Source organism: Methanocella sp. MCL-LM, from assembly GCF_049676595.1.
GTDB lineage: Archaea > Halobacteriota > Methanocellia > Methanocellales > Methanocellaceae > Methanocella_A.
On sequence record NZ_CP187259.1, the window covers coordinates 3,549,902 to 3,571,612 of the forward strand.

Consider the following 21,711-nt stretch of genomic DNA (forward strand, 5'->3'; position numbering starts at 1 on the left):
TCCTGTAGGTTATGCGACAGGAAGCATGCCTTTATAGATCGACACCTATGATCTTACTTACTTTTTTCTAATTTATCTTTTGAAATTCGCCCAAATGAAATTTAGGAAAGCTTTATATGCGATTGTTACTTAAAAGAATAATAGTCGCTTTAATTTATGGGGGGCATATCGCGATGAAGGACTTACAGCTACCATACAATGACCATTTTAACGCCAGTACTACTCACTGTACTTACGAGGATGACTGCTGGCCGGCAGCGGATTTTCACGGATCAGAGCAGACGGTTGATTCCGAATTTCTGGATGCCCTGTGCAATGGCGTCGTCATCGTGGGCGACGACCTGAAGATCTCGTCCCAGAACTACATTTCCAGGGTAAACATGGGCGACCTGAAAGGCCAGGACTGCTTCAGGGTGCTGGAAAACAGGGATTCTCCTTGCGAGAACTGCCCAAAGCTCGGCAAGGCCAGCGGTAACTTCGAGACGTCCATGCGGTGCGCAGGCGCATCCTGTACGCTGTACGAGGTCCGCATCTACCAGTCGGAAAACGGCAGCATCGCCGAGATTTACCCCAACATGATCGACCGGGAAGTACTGCTTAAAAATCTCAACGCTTTCAGCGAAGAGATGCAGCTGCTGAAAGACGTAGTGGAGAACGTCCGGACCGCCATCATGGAAGATGAGCCGGCCACAAAGTCAGTATACTGATATCTTTTTAAGGCTACTGAAGTATAGTCCTTTGTGAAACTTTTAGTACGGTCCGGCAGGTCTGGTTGACTGCCGGACCGTACTATGAGTTTCAAGAATGACTATATGCTAAAAATGGCATTAAAAAAGGCTGCGGGTAAGCCCGTTTTTACTTAGGCCCGCGCTTATCCTACGGTGGTGCCCTTTGCCTGCTCAAGCCTGGTGGACAGGGTTTTGATGAGCTGCATGTTTTCGGGCTTCTCGTTGGTGGAGACCTCTACGATCTTCAGGATGTACAGCGAGATCTTGACGCCTTTCTCGGTAAGCTCGTAGCCCTCGTCGTTCGGGGACTTGGATACGATGCCGGAAGTGATTAAAGTCTTGAGTACTCTGTTGAGGATGCCGGGGTTCAGCTTGGTCTCGAACATGATTTCAGTAAAGCGCTTCTGACCTTTGCCAAGCGAGGCGAGGACTTCCATGGTCCCGGCGTATGAAATTGTCTTCAGTATTTCCATAGGCATACCAGCATATATTAGTATAATGCAGCGGGAACCCGGCGGAGCAGCAATAGTTTGGGGGGGTATATAGCTTGCGACTTTTATTGCCGAGTTCCTGCTGCGTCAATACTAACTAAGCAATACGGGCTATATAAACTGATACAACGGCAGTGTACATACAGATTGTACAAAACATATATAAAAAGGCGTAAATTCTACACATATTTCTGGATTATTGCCAGTATAAACAGAATTTTTTGAATATTGGGCAATAGTTATATAATACTCCCATGAGGGCCGGGAGCCTGCCACGATACATAGAACTACCCGGCCCGGGTGGCCGGATCAGATGACTGTAGCTCTCCCAGCAATTGGCCATCAGGCCCCCGTTATTGGCGGCAAACGTTCAAATACTTACAGCGTCTTTTCCGTATGGTGATAAAATGGAAATGAGGGATCGTTTTTTACCAGGATTGCATAAAAACCGTACAGAATAAGAAAATAGAGATTTTTGACACGACTCTCCGCGATGGGGAGCAGACTCCCGGGGTGTCTTTCACCCAGGACAAGAAACTCGAGATCGCCCGCGCCCTCGACAGGCTTGGCGTGCAGGTCATCGAAGCTGGTTTTTCGATATCTTCCGCAGGAGACAAGGCCTCCGTAAAGGAGATCGCAGGTCTCGGCCTCAACGCCACGGTCTGCGGGCTGGCCAGGGTTATCAAGGCAGATATCGACGCTTGTATCGACGCTGACGTAAGCATGGTACACACTTTTGTATCCACATCTGACATCCAGCGGATCAACACGATCAAGAAGTCCCGGGAAGAAGTCATCGATATCTCGGTCGAGATGGTGGAGTACATCAAGAAGCACGGGCAGAAGTGCCTGTTCTCCGCGATGGACGCGACCAGGACCGACGTGGATTACCTGCTCCAGGTCTACAAGGCCGTGGAAGACGCGGGCGCCGATGCTATTAACGTGCCGGACACGGTCGGTGTTGCAGCTCCACCCGCGATGCGCTGGCTCGTGGGCGAGATCAGCCAGGCCGTGAAGATACCGATCGCAGTGCACTGCCACAACGACTTCGGGCTGGCGGTGGCCAACAGCCTCGCCGCTGTCGAAGGAGGAGCATCCCAGATCCAGGTGACGCTGAACAGCCTCGGCGAACGGGCGGGCAACGCGGACATGGCCCAGACAGTCATGAGCCTCGAAGCGATCTACGGCGCGAAGACCGGCATCCACACGAAGTACCTCGTGGAGACAGCCCGCCTTGCAGAGCGCTTCTCCGGAGTGCCGCTGCCGCCGACCTTCCCGGTGGTGGGCGCCAACGCATTCTCCCACGAGTCGGGCATCCACAGCCACGGCGTGATCAAGGAGAGCAAGACCTTCGAGCCGGGCATCATGACCCCGGAGATGGTCGGCCACATGAGGCGGCTGGTGCTGGGCAAGCACACGGGCAAGCACGCGGTGAAAAAGCTCCTCAACGACGCGGGACTCGATCCCTCCGACGACGAACTCAACCAGATCCTGGAACGCGTCAAGGACCTCGGCGACAAGGGTAAGAAAGTGACGGACGTCGACCTTTACGCCATCACCGAGGCGGTCATGGGCGACGTGGCGGCGGCAGAAAAGCGCATCGTGCTGGAAGAGCTGTCGGTCATGTGCGGCAACAAAGTCACCCCCACGGCCACAGTTCGCGTCATAGTGGACGGTAAGGCGTACACCGGAGCCATGACAGGCATCGGCCCGGTAGACGCGGCCATGAGAGCCGTAGAGCACATAGTCGACGGCAATAACATGCGCCTCCGGGACTTCCGCATAGAGGCCATCACCGGCGGCAGCGATGCCATGGCAGAGGTCATGGTAGGCGTGGAAGACGGCAAAGGCCGGATGGTCACCGCCCGGGCAGCCCGGGAAGACATCGTCCAGGCCTCGGTCGAAGCGCTCATCAGCGCCATGAACCGCCTGTCGGCCATGCCCAGAAACCCTTAAGGCAAAGGGGCTTACGCCCCTTTCGGTTTTTATTTTTCAAATAAATATAAAAATTAACAGAGAGGTTATTCTTTCGGCGCTTATCCGCAAATTGCTTGCATCAGCCTTATATGTGCAGGAAAGAACCCCACATAGGAACCCCCAATAAATATTTATATTCACGTATCGGGAGATTAGATAATGACACCTATTAAAAATCCTATTATCTCACCTATTAAAAATCCGTTCAAGCTCGATAAGATCAAGAACACGTTTCTCAAGGACAAGGGCCGCAGAAAAGGCATAGCGCTGCTCGTTGACGGCCCCAACATGCTCCGCAAGGAGTTCCAGATCGACCTCGAGGTGGTCCGGGACATCCTGAAAAGGTACGGCGACATCAAAGTCGGTAAAGTCTTCCTCAACCAGTACGCCTCCGACAAGCTCGTAGAGGCCATCGAAAACCAGGGCTTCGAGCCGATCGTAGGCTCCGGCGACGTAGACGTCAGGCTCGCCGTCGACGCCATGGAACTCGTCTTCAACCAGCACATCGACACCATCGCCATCGTCACCAGGGACGCCGACTTCAAGCCTGTGCTCTCCAAGGCCAGCATGTACGGCAAAGAAACCATCGTCTTCGGCGCCGAACCCGGCCTCTCCATCGCCCTCAAGAACGTCGCCGACTACGTCATCGTCTTCAACGGCACCGAGTGGGTCGAGGTCAACAAGCTCGCGGCCGAAGAATTAGAGACCGAGCCTGAAGCGGCCCCACAGTAAGCCATTTTTGAATATATAGAAATGCATTGTGCTCTCCACCACGACGGCACTGCACCCTTTTATAGCCATAGTAGCACGGCTCCTTATTCTGAAAACGGGAAAATAGATGTTTTAACCACGGCGGCACAGCGATGCTGTGTTGCATTATTCTTATCTTCATGTTCGCCTTTTGAACGCCTGCAGTCGCAGGCGTTCTCGAGGCGATGCGATGACGATCGCTGCGCTGTGCCAGGATCACAGATTGAAACGGATTACACTGATTTCACAGATGACCTTAGAATAAAATCGGTAGACGGCAAATCCATTTCTCATCGATTAGAATCTGTGCAATCTGTGGCATCTGTCGTAATCTGTGATCCTGGCACAGCGCAGCGATCGTCTTGCTGAGTCACTCCACCTGCAATAGCTCGGCCCAAAGAAGAGAAAAAGAATTATGCAACACAGCAGGCTGACGGCACGGAGACGAATAGGTTTCGCTTCATTCAGGTTATCGATCGAACGTCAGGCTGAAACGATTGAGCAGTAAGCAAATGGTTAATGCTCTGTCTCTGTGCCGCCGTGGACATAAAAAAGTGTTCACTATTACCGGTTCACGATTGTCGCCGTGTCGCTGTGCCGCCGTGGTTCAAATAACCAGTGGGCTGGTCATGAGTCGGTATGTCTTTGTGTCGCTGTGCCGCCGTGGTTAAAACATCTGCTTCCAGTTGTAAAGATCAGAAGCTGTGCCGCCGTGGTACTTCTTTCAGTCTTTAATTACACAGATGTTCAGCCGCTCTTCTTGGCCCCTTTCTTCGCGGAGCCCAGGAGCTGGGCGACGGTCATGTCGACGCATTCCTGGAGGGCCTTGTCGATGTCGCCTTTGATGACGACGCCGGCTGCCGCCGCGTGGCCGCCGCCGCTGCCGCCGAACTTTTTGCCGACTTCCTCGAGGAGCCGGGAGAGGTCCAGTTCCACGCCCCGGCGGACCCGGCCGGAGATGCGCTTTTCGCCCTCCTTCTCCGAGCCGACGAAAGCCACGTCGGCGCCTAAGCTGATCAGCGACGTCGCAGATTGCGCGCCGAAGGAGCTGACCCGGGTCTCGACGATGAGGAGATCGCCTACCCGGTGCAGGGTGAGCCTGGAAGCGGCCTTGAGAGTGGCGATGCGGCAGGAAAGGTCGACCGGCACGTGGGACAGGAACTCCGAGACGTCGGCGTACCTGATGCCGCCGGCTTGCAGGAGTCGGCCGACGATTTCAAAGACGTGGGCGCCGGCATACCGGAAGTGCCCGGTGTCGGTCACGATGGCCAGCACCAGCACGAAGGCCGCCTCCGCATCGATGGGCAGCCCGTTCTCGTGGTACAGCGAGTAGACGAGCTCCCCGGTGGAAGAGGCGATACGGGAGTAGGAAAGCTGGCAGTGCCCGTGCAGGTCGCCTGGAGTGTGGTGATCGATGATCGCGCATTTGTCGATCGCTTTATAGCCGGTCTGCACCAGCGTCGAAGTGTCCACGACCACGACGATATCGTACGCTTTTAGGTCGGGGGCGATGACCATCTCGACTTTCAGGCGCTCGCAGAGCATGGCCGCCATGGCGCTGGGGCTGTCGTAGACGCCGATGTGCCCGCCGAAGATTCGCTGCAGTGCATAGGCGCTGCCCAGGGAGTCCACGTCCGCGTTCTTGTGGCAGAGGAACAGGATGTTCTGGTGCTGCTTCAGGGTTTCGTAAAAGGTTTTTGCATCCGCCGCTGTCATGGTGTGTTTACCTCAGTAAGTCAAGGGGTATGGTAAGAGAGTGAACTGCCGAGGCGATGATCGCGCCCGCGGCGCCTGCCTGCCCGGCCTGCTCCAGGTCCCGCAGGTCCCGGACGCCTCCGCCGACGATCACAGGGTGCCTTGAGGTCGAAACAGCAGCGCGCAGCAGCCCGAGGTCGATGCCCTCTCCGGAGCCTACCCGGGCCACGTCGAGCAGGATGATGCCGCCCAGCTCGAGCGCGTTCAGCGCCCGGACAGTATCCAGCGGGGAGGCTCCGAGGGCGGGATCTGCTGACATCATGCTGCCGTGCCGCATGTCGATGCTGACGAGGGCATCCCTGCCCTGCAATGCCTCGATCAGGGACAGCGAAGCCGTTTCGGTGCCCAGGATGATCCCGCCCGATACCTGCCGAAGCCGGGCAGCATCCTCTCCCCGGGAGATGCCCGCGTCCACCATCGTCCTGGTCAGTCCCGATATGCTTCTTATCGTCTCTAAGTGGTCCCCTGCGCCGGTGATCCTGTCCAGGTCGGCGATGTAAGTCTCCCTCGGCTTCATCGCCCGGATCATCTCCAGGGGCTCTGACGTAGTCACTATCCGGCTGTACTCGTGGATAGGACGGTACTTTTCCCGCTCCCCCCGGACGCCCCGGACTACGACGCCGCCTTTCAGATCACAGGCCAGAATGCAGCGGAACATGACATAGCGTTCGACCTACTGTTATTTAAGGGTTAGTTTTCGATAACGCAGCCCGGGGATCTGGCCTGCAAACGGCAAGCTGCCCTGAGTACGTGTCCCGCCCGGCGCCGATAGATAAAATGCGCGGTATCCGCCGTGGATAAGATACTGACTTTTTATGTATATATCACGTCCTCTATCTCTGGTGAAAGGGATGGCCCGGACTCTCGTAACCGGCGTGCTGCTGACACTTTTTCTACTGGTAGCCACGCTGGTGTACGGGGCAGGCGCAGCTCCGGCAGGCACGGTTGAAGTATACTACGTTTACAGCCACGAGTGCCTGAGCTGCGAGCAGTCCTGGCCCCTGATCAAAGCAGTGCTGGACAAAGCGCAGGCAGAGCCACAGATCAGCCTGCACAAGTACGACATCAACACCAGGGAAGGGGCGGCCTTTGCCAGTACCCGGGGCATATCGACGGTGCCCGCGATAGTCTTCGACGACGGCTCCATGATACTGTTCGAAGACTACGGGAACCCTCAGGCTTTCGGGAAGGCCTTCTCAGACAAGCTCAAGGACCGCATCGGGCACGGGCTGCCGCTGACAGTCACGAGGAAGGTGGCAGAGAGCGATACCCCCGGGAATACCGTGACAGTGAATACCTGCATCACCTGTACCGGGGACAGGCCGCTTAAAGTACAAGTCAACAGCACGATGCCGGAACGCAGCATGCTGATGTCCGGGCAGGAAACGTGGAGCGGCGTCCTCCGCCCCGGAGAAACCCATCACATTTCCAGCGTCTGCGAGGTCCCGCCCGGCACCCGGACCATACCCCCGCTGGCGGTATCATATGACGACGGCACCGGCACGCGCAGCATGATCTGGCCCGAGACCCCGGTGATCGGACTATACGAGCTGTCTGCGGCAGCCGTCTACCTCGCCGGGCTAATCGCCGGCATCAACCCCTGCCTGCTGGCGATCATGGTCTTCATCGGCACCACGGCGATCGCGGACACCGGGGACCGTAAAACAGTCCTGTTCAGAATCATAGCCTTCTGCGGCGGCATGCTCGCCATATACCTGCTCATCGGGATAGGCCTGATGGAGCTGATAGGCCGGATGCCAGTCATGGACATAGTGCTCCGGACGACGATCGTACTGCTACTGATCGCCCTGTCAGCATGGTCCTTTTTCGACGCGTGGCAGACCGCCAGAAAAGGCGAAGGAGGCAGGACCTTCAAATCTGTACTGGACCGCATCAAGCCGCTCTACGCCAGGTTCGGCATCGCCGCCAGCTTCGCCATCGGAGGCGCTTTCGGGCTGATCAAGATGCCCTGCGTAGGCGGCATCTACATCGCCATCCTCGGCACCATCCTCGAATCCGGCAACGCAGCGCAGGGCATACCGCTGCTGCTGATCTACAACCTCGGAGTAGTAACCCCGGTGCTGCTCCTCGGAGCCCTGATCACCGTCGGCCTCAGCCCCGCAGCCGTAAACCAGTTCAGGCTCCGCCACCGGATAGGGCTGAAGATCTTCACCGGAGTACTCCTTGGCCTTATGGCTCTCGCTTTCCTGCTCGGGATCATGTGAATGCTGACGATCGCTGCGCTGTGCCAGGATCACAGATTAATACGGATTGCGCGGATTCCACAGATGGCTATGGGCAAATAATGAAAGACGGATCTGATCCTTTTCATTTTTAAATCCAATCGTATCTGTGCAATCTGCGTAATCGGTCGTAATCTGTGATCCTGGCACAGCGCAGCGATCGTCCACGTTCACGGGCACAGGGACAACTGTTTACGAGCATTATAATAATGTTGACCAGCACAGCGCAGCGATCGTATTGTTGTCTCACCCTACCGGCGCCGGAGCTCGGTCAGGAACTGCCTGGAGAACAGCGCGAATAAAGCGGTCAGGACGCCCGTTACGACAGTGAAGTACCCGTCTCGCAAGAAGTTCTTAATCGGCTGGGTGGCATACTCCTGGTTGCGGAAGATGAGGGAGTCGACCTGGCCCACGGCCTGGACCTTGCCCAGGCGGATCATCGTCAGGATAGTATTATCACTGGATTTCATTGCCAGGTTGTCGGCGCCGTGACACTCGTACTCCTTGCCGCCTATCACCAGGCTGCCGCCGGTGCTTATGATGGTCATCTCGTCCGCATCGAGGCTGTTCTCGGTCTCGTTGATGGGGATGAAAGTGAACATGTAGTCAGGGGTTTCGATGGCGATGGTGCCCGGGTAGAGGAGGCTGCCCCGGAACGGGTAAGACCCGTTGCCGTCCGTTACCGTAAAATCGCCGTCGTCCAGCTGGACGAAGTTGGTGAACGTGTACAGCGAATCGCCGCCGGCGATGGCGATGAACTCGTTATCGTAAGACTTGACAGAGCCCGGGCCCGAGCTGAAGCGGAGGTTGTAGTTCTGGCCCCGGTTATCGTAAGATACGTTCGCCTCGGAGAAGTAGAGGTGAGTATTGTTATAGTACTGGGATACGCCAGCGGGCATGCTGACCGTGATGCTGGTGCTGCCGTCGCCGGTCGTGATGCTCATCGGCCCCTCCGCGGTCCACCGCTCTCCCGATTCCGGGATCATGATGACCGGCCCGGCGGGGTTTACCTTGATGGCGGCCCGCCCGTAGACGGAGATCGTGCCGTTGTCGATCATATCAGCATACAGGTAATTATCCGTAGCCGAGTGGATGTACGCGGAAAGCGGAGTGCCGGCGTACGAGAAGATCCGGTCAGAGGTAGAGAAGAGACTCAGAGGGTTATACGAATCGGCGTAAGTGAGAGACAGGATCACCATGATGCAGAGCACGATCGTCACTGACAGGAGCAGGTAGAAGGCTATGCGGATATGTCGGACTTCTACGCTTAATCCGGAGATGCTGGCTGCAAGCGCCTGTATGGGCCGGTTTCTCTGGGCCATAGGGTCTAGCTATCGTTTTCCAGCTTTAACGCTTTCGGTTCGTGCGCAACTTTCATATCTGGAATTATTTCCCTGCATTGAAAACTTTATTAACTCAATACCCTTACTATACTGTACATTTAAGAGGTAATGATCATGCCTGAAGACAAGTTATATTGTGGTAACTGCAAGGCAGAGCTGACCCCGATGGCGAAGGCCTGCCCGAAGTGCGGCGCAGACCCGCACAGGGCGGTCAACTTCTGCACGCTGTGCGGCGAACCCATCACCAACCCGAACGCGATCATCTGTACTAAGTGCGGCGCATCCCTCAAGGGAGGCAGGCCGGCGGCTGCGGGCGGCGCAAGAAGCGGAGCCCCCGGTGAAGTGGACCCCATCATCGCCACCGTGATCAGCCTGGTCATCCCCTTCCTGGGCCTGTACTTCGTCTGGCCCGAGGACAAGAAGACCACCGCCATCCTCTACACTGTAGCAGGCCTGGCGGCAGACGCGGCCGTGTTCGTCATCGGCTTCATCCTGACGTTCTTCCTGATCGGCGTGTGCTGCTTCTTCGTGATCCCGGTCATCCACCTGGCCGCCGCGTTGTACACCTATAACGAGGCCATGAAGATCACCGGCGGCAAGACGCTGTTCTAAGCTCTGAGGCCCTGCGGAAGCGGGGCCTGCTCTTTTTGTCTTAACTATCAAAAATCAGCGTACGCTGCGCTGCGCTCAAACACGAAGGGCACCAAGGTCACTGAGGACACGAAGGTTTGATAAGGGCACTAAGGGGTCGTGTATATGGGCATATCCCTTCGTGTTCCTTGATTTACCTTTGTGACCTCCGTGTCCTTCGTGCCCTTCGTGTTGTAGCACAGCGCAGCGTACACCCGGTTCTACTCCTAGTCATCGACAGCTTGCAGGGCATATCTCCTTACTCTAAAATCGCTTAGCACCGCCGAATAATCCAGGCGCTGCCAGTAACTATTAAATACCAAAACGGTATAAGGTCTTGTGCATGAAGCTTCTAGTCAGCCCCATCAACATCGAAGAGGCGATCATTGCCGACGCCGGCGGCGCCGACATCGTCGATGTCAAGAACCCGAAGGAAGGTTCGCTGGGCGCAAATTTCCCCTGGGTCATCCAGGCAGTGAAGGCCAGAGTAACCAAGCCAGTGAGCGCCACTATAGGGGACTTTAACTATAAGCCGGGCACCGCATCGCTCGCCGCGCTGGGCGCAGCAGTCGCGGGGGCCGAGTACGTGAAAGTGGGACTGTACGACATCCAGACGGAAGCTCAGGCGTACGAAGTCTTAGCGGGCATCGTCAAGGCAGTCAAGACCTATGACAGGAACCGCATCGTCGTGGCCTCGGGCTACTCCGACTACGCCAGAATCGGCTCCATACCCGCCCTGAAATTACCGGCAGTAGCACAGCGCGCCGGGTGCGACGTGGTCATGGTCGACACAGGCCTCAAGGACGGCAAGTCCACCTTCGAGTTCATGGACCAGCCCGAATTACAGGCATTCGTAGACGCAGCCCACACCGAAGGCCTCCAGTGCGCCCTCGCAGGCTCCATCAAGTTCAAAGACATCCCCGTGCTCCAGGAGATCAAGCCGGACATCATCGGCGTCAGAGGGCTCGTCTGCGGCGGCGACCGCAACGAGTGCATCAAGGCCGAGCTGATAGAGAAGCTCAGGGCTATGCTCAACTAAAGTTCTATTTTTCGCCGGGCGCCATAAGCAGGGAGATCATAGAGCGCCCCCCGTGCTATCCTTTGTCAATATCGACCACTGCCGGCTGTATAGGAAACCTATTAATATATGGTCCGGGAATAATCACCCAAAAGGGTATATGGTGATTAACCGTGTTCTCAAAAAAATTAGATGTACCCCTCGGGATTACTTTTGACGACGTGCTGCTCGTACCCAGCCAGTCGTTCGTGGAGCCCGATCACACTGATGTTAAATCCAGGTTTTCGAAGAATATCAGCCTCAACGTTCCTCTCGTAAGCGCTGCCATGGATACTGTCACGGAAGCCGAGATGGCGATCGCCATGGCCCGTGAAGGCGGCATTGGCGTGCTGCACCGCAACATGTCCCGGGAGAGACAGGTCGAAGAGGTCCGGAAAGTCAAGCGTGGCGAAGAGATTATTATCCGCGACGTAGTAACGGCCACCCCGGGCCAGACGATCGAGTCGGTCTGGCGGGCGATGAGCGACCAGAACGTCACCGGCTTCCCGATCATCGAGGACGGCAAGCTCGTGGGCATCATCAGCCGCAGAGACGTGAGGCCGATCGTCAAGACGGAGCCGAACAGGAAGATTAGCGAGGTCATGACTAGAAACGTGGTGACTGCCACGGAGGACGTCAAGATCGATACGGCCATCGATATCATGTACGAGCACAAGGTCGAGCGCCTGCCGGTGATCGACGGCAAGGGCAGCCTCGTGGGCATGATATTGATGCAGAACATTCTGGAGCGCAGGCAGTACCCGAACGCGAACCGGAACGGACAGGACCAGCTAAGAGTGGCTGCAGCCGTGGGTCCGTACGACATCGAGAGGGCCATGGCGCTTGACAAGGCCGGCGTAGATGCCATCTGCGTGGACTGCGCTCACGCGCATAACATGCGGGTCGTCGAATCGGCGAAGCGCATCAAGAAGATGGTGTCCGCCGACGTCGTAGTGGGTAACATAGCCACCGGCGAGGCGGCGCAGGAGCTGGCCAGCTTTGCCGACGGCATCAAGGTAGGCGTGGGCCCGGGTTCCATCTGCACGACCCGCATCGTGGCCGGCGTGGGAGTCCCGCAGCTGACGGCCATCGCCAGCGCGGTCGACGTGGCGAAGGAGCACCAAGTGCCCATCATCGCAGACGGCGGCGTCAGGTACTCGGGCGACATAGCCAAGGCCATCGCGGCAGGCGCCGAGTGCGTCATGCTGGGCAACCTCATGGCAGGTGCCCAGGAAGCACCGGGCCGGCTGATCACCATCAAAGGCAGGAGGTACAAGCAGTACCGTGGCATGGGCTCGATGGGTGCCATGGCGGGCGGCGAATGCTCGGACAGGTACTTCCAGAGCGAGATCGGCAAGACCAAGTTCGTCCCCGAAGGCGTCGAAGGCGCCATCCCCTACAGGGGCACTGTCGCTGACACCATCTACCAGCTGGTCGGCGGCCTGAAGTCTTCCATGGGCTACTGCGGCTGCGCAATGATCAAGGATATGAGGGAGAAGGCCCGGTTTGTCAGGGTCACCCCGTCGGGCATGAGCGAAAGCCACCCCCACGATATCATGATCACCGACGAAGCCCCGAACTACCCGCTGACCACCAAGTTCTGAGCGCAGGCTGATGCCTGCGCTCCAAGTTTTAGTGCGTCAGGTTAATAGCCCGGCAACCGCTTACATAACAACAGGTGTAAAGTCCATGTTCAAGCAGATTATTGTAATACTGGTCGTCATCGCGCTGGCGCTGACCGTGACAGGGTGTTGCTGCTGCGGCGGCTCCGGGTATGATTACTACTATTCGGAAGTAGAGAACACGGCTGCAGGCTGTGCCTGTGAGCAGTGCGAGAGCAGCGGAACCTGCGCCGCCGGCGGCTGCCAGGCTGGCTGCGGCATATAAGCCGGTTTCCGGCTCGTTTTATTTTCCATCCGCACGTATCCGGATAGCAGCGGCTCTCGAGACAACTGCACGCTGGCATTATCGCCCACCGTACGCGGGTTTAGCCCGGATAGGCCGGCCGGACGCACTCAAAATGTATATATACTAGTAATACTAACTCGATGTTAATGATAGTATGGACATGTCATACCTGCTAGACATCCTGGGGAACGAGAACCGCAGGAACATTCTGACGCTGCTCTCGTATCGCCCGTGCTACGTGACCGAGATCTCCGAGGAGCTCAAGGTTTCTCCCAAGGCCATCATCGACCACCTCAAGATACTGGAAGAAGCCGGTCTCGTGGAGAGCTACTACGACGAGCAGGGGCGGAAGTACTTCGAGATCGCCAACAACGTCCGCATCGAAGTCGCGATTTCCCCGATCAGCTTCCAGGTTGAAGTTACCCGGGTGGAAACCGGAGAGGACGAGCAGAAAAAGCTCCGGGACCGCTTCGGGGAGAGCCGGATCAGCGAAGACCTGGCCGGGTCGCTGAAGTACCTGTGCGAAGAGGTCCGGAGGCTTAACGACACGAGCCTCCAGCTCCGGGAAACCCAGCGGTCGGTGCAGGCCATGCTGTCAGAAGTCACGGGCATGTGCATCGAGATCATCAACGAGATCGCCTCTGACCAGATCGAGGCAGAGGTGCTCTACATGCTGGTACGCGGCCCCGTCGGCTTCGAGGATATCGCCGAGAAGCTGCACATTCCCCAGCCCGTCGTCCGGACGGAGCTGGCGAGGCTGCTGAAAAAGGGACTGGTAACCTACAAGTCAGGCTTATGGAGCATAGCTTAAGAATCCGAGAAAAGAGGTGAACAGAAATGGCTGACAAAAGCGAAGTCACGCTAAGAGTACAGGAAGCCTACCACAGAGACGTCGGCCGGGGCATCGCCCGGATCGACATGGAAACAATGAGACAGCTAGGCATGGTCAGCGGAGACATCATCGAGATCGAGGGCAAAGGTGCCACCGCGACCGCAGTAGTCTGGCCGGGCTACCCCAGCGAGGAAGGCAAAGGGGTCATACTCATCGACGGTAACATCAGGTCCAACGCCAGGGTCGGCATCGACGACCGGGTAAAAGTAAGGAAGATCCAGGCGAAGAAAGCCGAGCGCATCACGCTCGCCCCCACCCAGCCAGTTCGGATCACCGGCGGAGAGTACTACCTGCTGAAGCTGCTGGAAGGCAGGCCGATCTCCAAAGGCCAGGCCATCAGGGTGGAAATGCTGGGCAGCCCGATGACCTTCGTGGTCACCAACACCCGCCCCTCGGGGACCGTCATCGCCGACATGAGCACGGAAGTGACCATCAGCGAGAAGCCGGTCGAGGCGGAAAAGGCGGAAAAGGCGCCCCACATTTCCTACGAGGACATCGGCGGCCTGCGCCGGGAAATCGGGCTCGTCAGGGAAATGATCGAGCTGCCGCTGCGCCACCCGGAGCTGTTCCAGAAGCTGGGCATCGAGCCGCCCAAGGGCGTGCTGCTCTTCGGCCCGCCGGGCACCGGCAAGACCATGATCGCCAAGGCCGTAGCGAGCGAGACCGACGCCCACTTCATCAACATCAGCGGCCCGGAGATCATGTCCAAGTACTACGGCGAATCGGAAAAGCAGCTCAGGGACATCTTCAAGGATGCGGAGGACAACGCGCCTTCCATCATCTTCATCGACGAGATCGACTCCATCGCCCCGAAAAGGGAAGAAGTCACCGGCGAAGTAGAGCGCAGAGTCGTGGCCCAGCTCCTCTCCCTCATGGACGGATTGCAGAGCCGGGGCCAGGTCGTCGTCGTAGCGGCCACCAACCGGCCGAACGCAGTCGACCCGGCGCTCAGGAGAGGCGGCAGGTTCGACAGGGAGATCGAGATAGGCGTGCCCGACAAGACCGGGCGTCTCGAAATCCTGCACGTGCATACCAGGGGCATGCCCCTGGCCGAGAACGTGCACCTCGAGAGGATAGCGGAGATCACCCACGGCTTCGTAGGTGCAGATATGGCTGCGCTGTGTAAGGAAGCCGCTATGCACGCGCTACGCAGGATGCTGCCGAGCATCGACATAGAGAAGGAGATCCCCCAGGAAGTGCTGGACACCCTGCAGATCACCGGCGACGACTTCACCGAGGCGCTGAAGAACATCGAGCCTTCGGCCATGAGAGAAGTCTTCGTGGAAGTCCCCGACGTCAAGTGGGAAGACGTGGGCGGCCTGAACATGGTCAAGCAGGAGCTCAGGGAAGCCGTAGAGTGGCCGCTGAAGTTCAAGGAAGTCTTCAGCATCACCAACACCACACCCCCGAAGGGCATCATGATGTTCGGCCCGCCGGGCACGGGCAAAACGATGCTGGCGAAGGCGGTCGCCAACGAGTCCGAAGCCAACTTCATCAGCGTCAAAGGGCCGGAGATCCTCAACAAATACGTGGGCGAATCGGAGAAGGCCATAAGGGAAACGTTCCGCAAGGCCAGGCAGAGCGCCCCGACGATCATCTTCTTCGACGAGATCGACGCCATCACTCCGACCAGAGGCGCCGGGTTTGACTCCCACGTCACCGAGAGAGTGGTCAGCCAGATGCTGACCGAGCTGGACGGCCTGGAGGAACTGCACAACGTGGTAGTCATCGCCGCCACAAACAGGCCGGACATGGTAGATACGGCGCTGCTGCGGCCGGGAAGGCTGGACAGGCTGCTCTATATCCCGCCCCCTGACGAGGCGTCCCGCCTGCAGATCTACAAGATCCACACCAGGGGCAAGCCCATCGACAAGGACGTAGACCTGGAGAAGATCGCCCGCGACAGCAAGGAGTACGTGGGCGCCGACATCGAGGCCGTCTGCCGGGAAGCCGCCATGCTGGCCATCCGGGAGTACATCACCCCCGGCATGAGCCCGGAACAGGCGAAGAAGGACGCAAGCGGCATCCTGATCGGCATGAGGCACTTCGAGGCCGCGCTGAAGAAGGTCAGGCCAACCCTGTCCAGAGACATGGCCCAGAGGTACGAGAAGCTGACCGCGGAGTTCGCCAGGCAGGTCGTGGGGACGACAGAGGACACGACCGGCCAGAAAGAGCAGAAGAAAGAGGAGAAGAAGCCGGCGGAGATCAGGACCGCATCCTAGAGGAGGTAGAGTAAAATGGCAGACAGGAACCCCAGAAGAAGGAGAGAGGAAAGAGACCCGTTCGATCTGTTCAGCGACTTCGACGAGATGTTCGACGAGCTGATCAGGAGCATGGAATCAGACACTTTGGGCCAGGGAGGGCCGTTCTTCTACGGCAGGTCCTGGAGCCTGCGCCCCGGCGAAGAGCCCGAAGTGAGAGAGTTCGGCAACATCCGCCCCGGCGAGCAGCAGACCCTGGAGATCGGCGAGCGCAAGCCGCTGGTCGACGTTTTCGACGCCGACGGCACAGTCCACGTCGTAGCTGAGATGCCAGGCATCGAAAAGGAAGACGTCGAGCTATCCATAGACGGCATGGAACTGGAGATCAAGGCCCGGCGCGGCGACAGGCGGTACCACGAAAACGTAGAGCTGCCGGCCGACGTCGACGAGAACAGCGCCAGGGCGACCTACAAGAACGGCGTCCTGGAGATCACTCTAAAGAAGAAGGGCAACTCCAGCAAGCGCAAGAAGATCAACGTGGAGTGAAGCGGGCAATCGCCCACTCCCCCACCTCTTTTTGTTTTACCATAGCCATACAGCAATTAGTTTTCAAACCACGGCGGCACAACGACACCAAGACAAGGCGATCTACGACCAGCCCGATGGTTATTAAAACCACGGCGACACGGCGACACGGCAACAATGCGATCTGCTACAACATGGTGGTAACTTGAACCACGGCGACACGGCGACACCAAGACATTCGTGAACCGGTAATAGTGAACCCCTTTTCATGTCCACGGCGACACCAAGACAGAGCATTAACCATAAGCTTACTATCCAAGGGTTTCAGCCTGACTTTTGATCAATATCCTGAAGGATGGAAAACCTATTTGTCGCCGTGCAGTCAGCCCGCCGTGCCGCCGTGGATCTAAAAAGAGGGCCTTGCATTCAAGTACCGGTTGTCTCCGTGTCGCTGTGCCGCCGTGGTTCAAATAACCATCCAGCTATTGATTCTCGCATTGTCGCCGTGTCGCTGTGCCGCCGTGGTTAGAACCTCTGCGTTCCGGTAGTCAGGATAAGGAGCGTGCCACCGGTGTCATCTCGAGACTTTCGGATAGTTAGAGAGGTAATGACACGATCATGCAAGCGATAATTGTGGAAACTAAGGCATTGAGCACAATGCCATCGAAGCACCCGAGGCCGCCGACGCTGATGAAGCTGGTGCCGATCTTCCGGAGCCGGGGGATGTTGAGGAGTGTGGTGCCGACGAGGGTGCCGGTGACGCCTGCGATGAGGCTGAGCCTGGCGAGGCTGGCGAGGTCGGCGCCGTAGACGTACAGGGCTACCAGTGAGACCAGTACGGCCAGGAGCGGCGGGACGTACATGGGCACGTAGAAGCCGATGCTGCGGGACGGTTTTGACAGTATGAAGACCCCGAGCGAGACGGCGATGATCGAGAGTATGACCGGGAGTAGCGGCAGGCTGACTGCGAGGTAGATGGCGGCGATCATCGCTACCAGGCAGCCTCCGAGGTTGAGGGAGACTACGGTGTTATGGCCATGCCATACCGGCAGCGTGTACTTCGAGCCCAGGTAAGGCACCGTCTTTTCCTCGCTGTCCCTCCCGCTTTTGAACTCGTGCACCGGCACGTTGAAGATGCCGGCCATCAGCACGGTCAGGTACAGCGCTACGGCCTGGAGCACCGATAGTCCGAGCACTTCCTGTAGCTGGGAAGCCGGGCTGATCTCCAGCACGGACAGGAGCGCCAGGACCATGAACGGAAAAGCCAGAAACAGGATGAACAACGGCAGCGATACCGGTAAAAAGAAATAGTTTTTCTTCTTCATTGAGGATCTCAGAACATCGAGGCCTTTTTGTCGACTACGATGTAGTCCTGGATCGCGCGCACTGCACCGAAGGGTATCAGTACGAGGCCGTCTTCCGTCCGGTAGCTCTCGACGTTCAGCGTCATGTCCGGGCGGATAATCAGGTCGATCAGGTCTCCGGTCCTGGGCTCGCAGGTGATATCGTAGAGAATGCCCATCTCGGACCCGTCAGTGCCCATTACTTTTTTGTTGGAGAGTTTCTTTGCCATCCATCTTGCCATAAACTTAATCCCTCTAATCCATCTCCTACCCGCCGCTTCGGCGGCGGCCAATAGGTATGATAACTGTAAGATATAAGGGTACTACCCATAATAAAATTTGCCTTGAAACACTCAGGTGCACGGCTAAAGATACGCAGGGGTAGCTTAATAAAGGAATTAGATGAGAAGAAGCCCTGACAGGCGACACCCGTCGGCCATAATGCCCGCATACCGCCTCGCAGGCCACGCACAGCATCAGTTTACTTCTCCCCGGCTCTCCGGCTGCCTTTTCTTACTCGCCGCCTGCAACGCCGCCCTAAAGTCGGCGTCCGTCACGATGGCGTTGTCAATCCCCGTGGCAGAGATGTCCCCGTTTGCCGACGCCCTCCGGAAAGCGCCGAGGAAAGCGTTCCGCACAAGCAGCGCGAGGTCGGCACCGGAGAAGCCGTCCGTAGCTGCTGCGATCCGGGAGAGGTCGACGCCCTCTAACGTCAGGCCCCGGGTCTGGAGCGCGAGGATGTTTTTCCGCTCCGCCAGGCCTGGCAGCCGGAACTCGATCTCCTCGACAAGGCAGCCTGCCTTGCGCATGGTCGGATCGACAGCTTCGGGGCTGGTCGAGACCACGACGACCACGATCTTCTCGTCCCTGCCCAGCGTGTCGATAGCTTCGGCGATCTGCGCCGACTTCTTCCGGGAGAGCTCACTCGCCGGGCCGTAGCCGAAGCCGGCGAACTCCAGGTCGTCAATAACAATGAGAGATGGCGTGTTGGCCCTGGCCCTCGCCATCGTATCGGCCAGCAGGCGTCGGGAATCGTCGTCGCTCCGGGCCACCAGCTGCGGCCACCTGACAGTAAACAGCTTCAGGCCCGCGTCCGCCGCTAGCGCCCTGATCATCGTACTCTTGCCGGTGCCCGGCGGGCCGTGGACGATCACCAGCTTCGCCGGCCGAATGCCTTTCTCGCGCAGCGCTTCGCCGTACTTCAGGGGCAGCTCGATCGCCTCCCTCAGCCGGCGCAGTTCCTCTTTGTGGCCGCAGATGTCGGCGAGGCTGTGGGCGGGCATATTGTGTAACTTCGCAAGCTGGCCGGCGGACTCGACACCGGGCCGCAGCTTGCCTGAAAAGCTGTCTCCTTCAGAACCGGGCATGCTCATGGACTAACACCGGCAGAAAGATTTCGTTTTTGATATTAAATATCTATTCTTAGATTTTTGAAAGTACAGCGACGTTTGTGCTTTCGTAGCTAAAAAAAAGGAAGGGAAACGAGTACGCTTTTCACACGTACTCGTACGTCGGGAACGCCTTCTGGATATCCTTAGAGGTGCCGCCCTTGAAATGCTCCCGGATGCTCTTGTAGTACCCGCTGATCATGTCGTTCATGGTCGGCTTTACTTTCTTTACCGCATCCTGGAAGTGGCGGAATCTGACCTCTTTGGCCTCGAAATTTTCCCTGAGGGCGAGCATGGCTGCTTCTCTGCAAATCGCCTCGAGGTCGCTGCCCACGTAGTTCTCGGTGAGGTCGGCAATCTGGCCCAGGTCGACGTCGGCTGCGAGCGGCATGTTGCGGGTGTGGATCTTCAGGATGCCGATCCGGCCCTCTTTGGAAGGGGCGCCCACGTATACCAGCCTGTCGAACCGGCCTGGCCGGAGGAGCGCGGGGTCGATGATGTCGGGCCTGTTGGAGGCGCCGATCACGACTACTCCCTCCAGCTCCACCAAGCCGTCGAGCTCGGTCAGGATCTGGTTGACGACCCTTTCCGAGACACGGCTGCCATCCTCTCCGCCGCCTCTGGCCGGCGCCAGCGCGTCCAGCTCGTCGAAGAAGATGATGCTGGGGCTGACCTGCCTGGCCTTGCGGAACGTTTCCCGGACGGCCTTCTCGGACTCGCCTACCCATTTGCTGAGCAGCTCCGGTCCCCGGATGTTGATGAAGTTGGCCTCCGACTCCCCGGCGACCGCCCTCGCGAGCAGCGTCTTGCCGGTTCCCGGGGGACCGTAGAGCACGATGCCTTTTGGCGGCCTGATGCCCATGTCCTTGAACTTCGCGGGGCTCTTGAGCGGCCACTCGATGGCTTCGACGATCTCCTGTTTCGCCTCGTCCAGGCCGCCGACGTCGCTCCACCGGGTGTTGGTCGGCTCCAGGAAGATCTCCCTCATGGCGGAGGGCTGCACGTCCTTGATCGCGGAGGCGAAGTCGTCGCCGGTGACCCGCATCTTCTCCAGGAACTCCCTTGGTATTTCCTTGTCCAGGTCGAGCTCGGGCAGGTACCTCCGGAGGGCTTTCATAGCCGCTTCCTTGGATAATCCCGAGAGATCGGCGCCCACGAAGCCGTGGGTGATGGCCGACATGCGGTTCAGGTCGACATTTTCCAGCGGCATGCCGCGAGTGTGAATTTGCAGGATTTCCAGACGGTCGGTAGCGTCAGGCACCCCTATCTCGATTTCCCGGTCGAACCTGCCGGCCCTGCGCAGCGCCGGGTCGATGGCATCGAGCCGGTTAGTGGCTCCAATGACCACGACCTGGCCCCGCTCTTCGAGGCCGTCCATCATGGTGAGCAGCTGGGCGACTACCCTGCGCTCTACTTCGCCGGTGACCTCTTCCCGCTTGGGGGCGATGGAGTCCAGCTCGTCGATAAAGATGATCGAAGGCGAGGTGTCCCTGGCCTGCTCGAAGATCTCCCGCAGCCTCTGCTCCGATTCACCGTAGTACTTGGACATGATCTCCGGCCCGGCGATGGAGTAGAACTCCGCGCCGCACTCGTTGGCCACGGCTTTCGCCAGCAGCGTCTTGCCCGTGCCCGGCGGGCCGTGGAGCAGCACACCCTTTGGCGGATCAATTCCTAACCGCTGGAAGAGCTCCGGGTGCTTCATGGGCAGCTCGATCATTTCCCTGACCCGCTGCACTTCTTCCCGGAGGCCGCCGATGTCCTCGTAGGTGATGCCAGTCGTCTTGTACTCCTCGTAGCCCCTGACAGGCTTGTCCCGGAGCTCGATCTCGGTGTTCTCGTTGATCAGTACGGGACCCTGAGGCTCGGCTTTCACCGCGATGAGGGGGATCGCCTGGTTGGAGAGCGTCCTGCCCATGAACGGGTTGGTCATGCTGCTCATCAGGGGCACTACGTCGCCCAACACGATGGGCCGCTTGAGCAGCTGGTGCTTGATCATTTCCACTGCGTTGCCGCTGAACTGGATGGCCGTGCCCTCGGGGGGTGCCAGCACCACGTGCTGCGCGTCCTTGACGGTGGCCTTGCGCACTTTAACGCGCTCGCCGATGCCTACGTCGGCGTTCTGCCGGGTGAAGCCGTCGATGCGGACCATCTCCTGGCCCCAGTCCTGCTTTTCGGCCCGCCAGACCTTTGCCACTGTCGTGCGCTTTCCCTCGATCTCGATGATGTCGCCGGGAGAAAGCTTCAGCTCCAGCAGGGTGTTGGGGTCGATCCTCGCGATCCCCCTGCCGAAGTCGCTTGGCAGCGCCTTTGCAACTTTCAAATATAAGTCCTTCATAAGATACCTCGTGTTATATGGATGATGAAATCGTGATCTCTGCAGCTTCCAAACAAAGTCCAGCCCCAGCGTAATTTATGGATATCGAATTATTTAACGTAGTTGGTGTACCTCATCAGGAAAGCTGGCAGCATATTTTCGGCCG

At 58.0% G+C, this 21,711-nt stretch carries 19 protein-coding genes; 11 read left to right on the forward strand and 8 right to left on the reverse strand.

Annotated features, from left to right (window positions below; translation table 11 throughout):
• Positions 1–173: 173 nt before the first annotated feature.
• Positions 174–707 carry a hypothetical protein gene (locus ACPLPM_RS17870; RefSeq protein WP_424358127.1) on the forward strand — a complete coding sequence of 178 codons (534 nt, stop codon included), beginning with the start codon at positions 174–176 and terminating at the stop codon, positions 705–707.
• 164 nt (positions 708–871) lie between these two features.
• Here ACPLPM_RS17870 and ACPLPM_RS17875 read toward each other — a convergent pair whose 3' ends face one another.
• Positions 872–1,201, reverse strand: coding sequence for a winged helix-turn-helix transcriptional regulator (locus ACPLPM_RS17875; RefSeq protein ID WP_424358128.1), 330 nt, complete (start codon positions 1,199–1,201; stop codon positions 872–874).
• Positions 1,202–1,639: 438 nt separating this feature from the next.
• Here ACPLPM_RS17875 and ACPLPM_RS17880 point away from each other — a divergent pair, with 438 nt between their 5' ends.
• Together ACPLPM_RS17880 and ACPLPM_RS17885 are read left to right on the forward strand one after the other, a co-directional pair.
• Positions 1,640–3,175, forward strand: coding sequence for a 2-isopropylmalate synthase (locus ACPLPM_RS17880; protein ID WP_424360012.1), 1,536 nt, complete (start codon positions 1,640–1,642; stop codon positions 3,173–3,175).
• Between the two features lie 180 nt (positions 3,176–3,355).
• On the forward strand, positions 3,356–3,928 hold the full coding sequence (locus ACPLPM_RS17885) for a TIGR00288 family NYN domain-containing protein (RefSeq protein WP_424358129.1): 573 nt from the start codon (positions 3,356–3,358) through the stop codon (positions 3,926–3,928).
• Between the two features lie 765 nt (positions 3,929–4,693).
• On the opposite strand, the gene ACPLPM_RS17890 is transcribed toward ACPLPM_RS17885, so the two are convergent.
• The gene (locus ACPLPM_RS17890) at positions 4,694–5,662 is read right to left on the reverse strand and encodes a DHH family phosphoesterase (protein ID WP_424358130.1); all 969 of its coding nucleotides are present in this window, start codon (positions 5,660–5,662) and stop codon (positions 4,694–4,696) included.
• A gap of 7 nt (positions 5,663–5,669) precedes the next feature.
• Complete coding sequence (locus ACPLPM_RS17895; RefSeq protein WP_424358131.1) at positions 5,670–6,359, reverse strand: HisA/HisF-related TIM barrel protein; 690 nt, start codon at positions 6,357–6,359, stop codon at positions 5,670–5,672.
• Between the two features lie 193 nt (positions 6,360–6,552).
• On the opposite strand from ACPLPM_RS17895, the gene ACPLPM_RS17900 reads away from it, so the two are divergent.
• Positions 6,553–7,926: a cytochrome c biogenesis CcdA family protein gene (locus ACPLPM_RS17900; RefSeq protein ID WP_424358132.1), complete on the forward strand. Its 1,374-nt coding sequence runs from the start codon at positions 6,553–6,555 to the stop codon at positions 7,924–7,926.
• A gap of 269 nt (positions 7,927–8,195) precedes the next feature.
• Here the strand turns inward: ACPLPM_RS17900 and ACPLPM_RS17905 are convergent, their stop codons facing one another.
• On the reverse strand, positions 8,196–9,266 hold the full coding sequence (locus tag ACPLPM_RS17905) for a hypothetical protein (RefSeq protein WP_424358133.1): 1,071 nt from the start codon (positions 9,264–9,266) through the stop codon (positions 8,196–8,198).
• A 135-nt stretch (positions 9,267–9,401) separates the two neighbouring features.
• On the opposite strand from ACPLPM_RS17905, the gene ACPLPM_RS17910 reads away from it, so the two are divergent.
• The 7 genes from ACPLPM_RS17910 to hsp20 all read left to right on the forward strand — a co-directional run bounded on the left by ACPLPM_RS17910 (position 9,402) and on the right by hsp20 (position 16,521).
• Positions 9,402–9,899 (forward strand): double zinc ribbon domain-containing protein, encoded by a 498-nt coding sequence (locus ACPLPM_RS17910; protein WP_424358134.1) that lies wholly within the window; start codon positions 9,402–9,404, stop codon positions 9,897–9,899.
• 361 nt (positions 9,900–10,260) lie between these two features.
• The gene (locus tag ACPLPM_RS17915; protein ID WP_424358135.1) at positions 10,261–10,956 is read left to right on the forward strand and encodes a (5-formylfuran-3-yl)methyl phosphate synthase; all 696 of its coding nucleotides are present in this window, start codon (positions 10,261–10,263) and stop codon (positions 10,954–10,956) included.
• Between the two features lie 152 nt (positions 10,957–11,108).
• Complete coding sequence (gene guaB, locus ACPLPM_RS17920) at positions 11,109–12,578, forward strand: IMP dehydrogenase (RefSeq protein ID WP_424358136.1); 1,470 nt, start codon at positions 11,109–11,111, stop codon at positions 12,576–12,578.
• Between the two features lie 85 nt (positions 12,579–12,663).
• The gene (locus ACPLPM_RS17925) at positions 12,664–12,861 is read left to right on the forward strand and encodes a hypothetical protein (protein WP_424358137.1); all 198 of its coding nucleotides are present in this window, start codon (positions 12,664–12,666) and stop codon (positions 12,859–12,861) included.
• A 175-nt stretch (positions 12,862–13,036) separates the two neighbouring features.
• Positions 13,037–13,693: an ArsR family transcriptional regulator gene (locus ACPLPM_RS17930; protein ID WP_424358138.1), complete on the forward strand. Its 657-nt coding sequence runs from the start codon at positions 13,037–13,039 to the stop codon at positions 13,691–13,693.
• Positions 13,694–13,719: 26 nt separating this feature from the next.
• Positions 13,720–15,996 carry a CDC48 family AAA ATPase gene (locus ACPLPM_RS17935; RefSeq protein ID WP_424358139.1) on the forward strand — a complete coding sequence of 759 codons (2,277 nt, stop codon included), beginning with the start codon at positions 13,720–13,722 and terminating at the stop codon, positions 15,994–15,996.
• Positions 15,997–16,011: 15 nt separating this feature from the next.
• Positions 16,012–16,521, forward strand: a complete 510-nt coding sequence (gene hsp20 / locus ACPLPM_RS17940; protein ID WP_424358140.1) for an archaeal heat shock protein Hsp20 — start codon at positions 16,012–16,014, stop codon at positions 16,519–16,521.
• Positions 16,522–17,096: 575 nt separating this feature from the next.
• On the opposite strand, the gene ACPLPM_RS17945 is transcribed toward hsp20, so the two are convergent.
• The 4 genes from ACPLPM_RS17945 to ACPLPM_RS17960 form a co-directional block, all read right to left on the reverse strand.
• Complete coding sequence (locus ACPLPM_RS17945) at positions 17,097–17,825, reverse strand: DUF1614 domain-containing protein (protein ID WP_424358141.1); 729 nt, start codon at positions 17,823–17,825, stop codon at positions 17,097–17,099.
• An 8-nt stretch (positions 17,826–17,833) separates the two neighbouring features.
• Entirely contained in the window at positions 17,834–18,085 is a 252-nt protein-coding gene (locus tag ACPLPM_RS17950) for a PRC-barrel domain-containing protein (protein WP_424358142.1), read from the reverse strand.
• 234 nt (positions 18,086–18,319) lie between these two features.
• Positions 18,320–19,216 (reverse strand): AAA family ATPase, encoded by an 897-nt coding sequence (locus ACPLPM_RS17955; protein WP_424358143.1) that lies wholly within the window; start codon positions 19,214–19,216, stop codon positions 18,320–18,322.
• Positions 19,217–19,337: 121 nt separating this feature from the next.
• Positions 19,338–21,566 carry a CDC48 family AAA ATPase gene (locus tag ACPLPM_RS17960; protein WP_424358144.1) on the reverse strand — a complete coding sequence of 743 codons (2,229 nt, stop codon included), beginning with the start codon at positions 21,564–21,566 and terminating at the stop codon, positions 19,338–19,340.
• Between the last annotated feature and the right edge of the window lie 145 nt (positions 21,567–21,711).

What these genes read in the sequence shown, in the direction of transcription:
- ACPLPM_RS17870 (WP_424358127.1), top strand. Translation starts at nt 174, where the DNA reads ATGAAGGACTTACAGCTACCATACAATGACCATTTTAACGCCAGTACT.
- ACPLPM_RS17875 (WP_424358128.1), bottom strand. Translation starts at nt 1,201, where the DNA reads ATGGAAATACTGAAGACAATTTCATACGCCGGGACCATGGAAGTCCTC.
- ACPLPM_RS17885 (WP_424358129.1), top strand. Translation starts at nt 3,356, where the DNA reads ATGACACCTATTAAAAATCCTATTATCTCACCTATTAAAAATCCGTTC.
- ACPLPM_RS17890 (WP_424358130.1), bottom strand. Translation starts at nt 5,662, where the DNA reads ATGACAGCGGCGGATGCAAAAACCTTTTACGAAACCCTGAAGCAGCAC.
- ACPLPM_RS17895 (WP_424358131.1), bottom strand. Translation starts at nt 6,359, where the DNA reads ATGTTCCGCTGCATTCTGGCCTGTGATCTGAAAGGCGGCGTCGTAGTC.
- ACPLPM_RS17900 (WP_424358132.1), top strand. Translation starts at nt 6,553, where the DNA reads ATGGCCCGGACTCTCGTAACCGGCGTGCTGCTGACACTTTTTCTACTG.
- ACPLPM_RS17905 (WP_424358133.1), bottom strand. Translation starts at nt 9,266, where the DNA reads ATGGCCCAGAGAAACCGGCCCATACAGGCGCTTGCAGCCAGCATCTCC.
- ACPLPM_RS17910 (WP_424358134.1), top strand. Translation starts at nt 9,402, where the DNA reads ATGCCTGAAGACAAGTTATATTGTGGTAACTGCAAGGCAGAGCTGACC.
- ACPLPM_RS17915 (WP_424358135.1), top strand. Translation starts at nt 10,261, where the DNA reads ATGAAGCTTCTAGTCAGCCCCATCAACATCGAAGAGGCGATCATTGCC.
- ACPLPM_RS17925 (WP_424358137.1), top strand. Translation starts at nt 12,664, where the DNA reads ATGTTCAAGCAGATTATTGTAATACTGGTCGTCATCGCGCTGGCGCTG.
- ACPLPM_RS17930 (WP_424358138.1), top strand. Translation starts at nt 13,037, where the DNA reads ATGGACATGTCATACCTGCTAGACATCCTGGGGAACGAGAACCGCAGG.
- ACPLPM_RS17935 (WP_424358139.1), top strand. Translation starts at nt 13,720, where the DNA reads ATGGCTGACAAAAGCGAAGTCACGCTAAGAGTACAGGAAGCCTACCAC.
- hsp20 (WP_424358140.1), top strand. Translation starts at nt 16,012, where the DNA reads ATGGCAGACAGGAACCCCAGAAGAAGGAGAGAGGAAAGAGACCCGTTC.
- ACPLPM_RS17945 (WP_424358141.1), bottom strand. Translation starts at nt 17,825, where the DNA reads ATGAAGAAGAAAAACTATTTCTTTTTACCGGTATCGCTGCCGTTGTTC.
- ACPLPM_RS17950 (WP_424358142.1), bottom strand. Translation starts at nt 18,085, where the DNA reads ATGGCAAGATGGATGGCAAAGAAACTCTCCAACAAAAAAGTAATGGGC.
- ACPLPM_RS17955 (WP_424358143.1), bottom strand. Translation starts at nt 19,216, where the DNA reads ATGAGCATGCCCGGTTCTGAAGGAGACAGCTTTTCAGGCAAGCTGCGG.
- ACPLPM_RS17960 (WP_424358144.1), bottom strand. Translation starts at nt 21,566, where the DNA reads ATGAAGGACTTATATTTGAAAGTTGCAAAGGCGCTGCCAAGCGACTTC.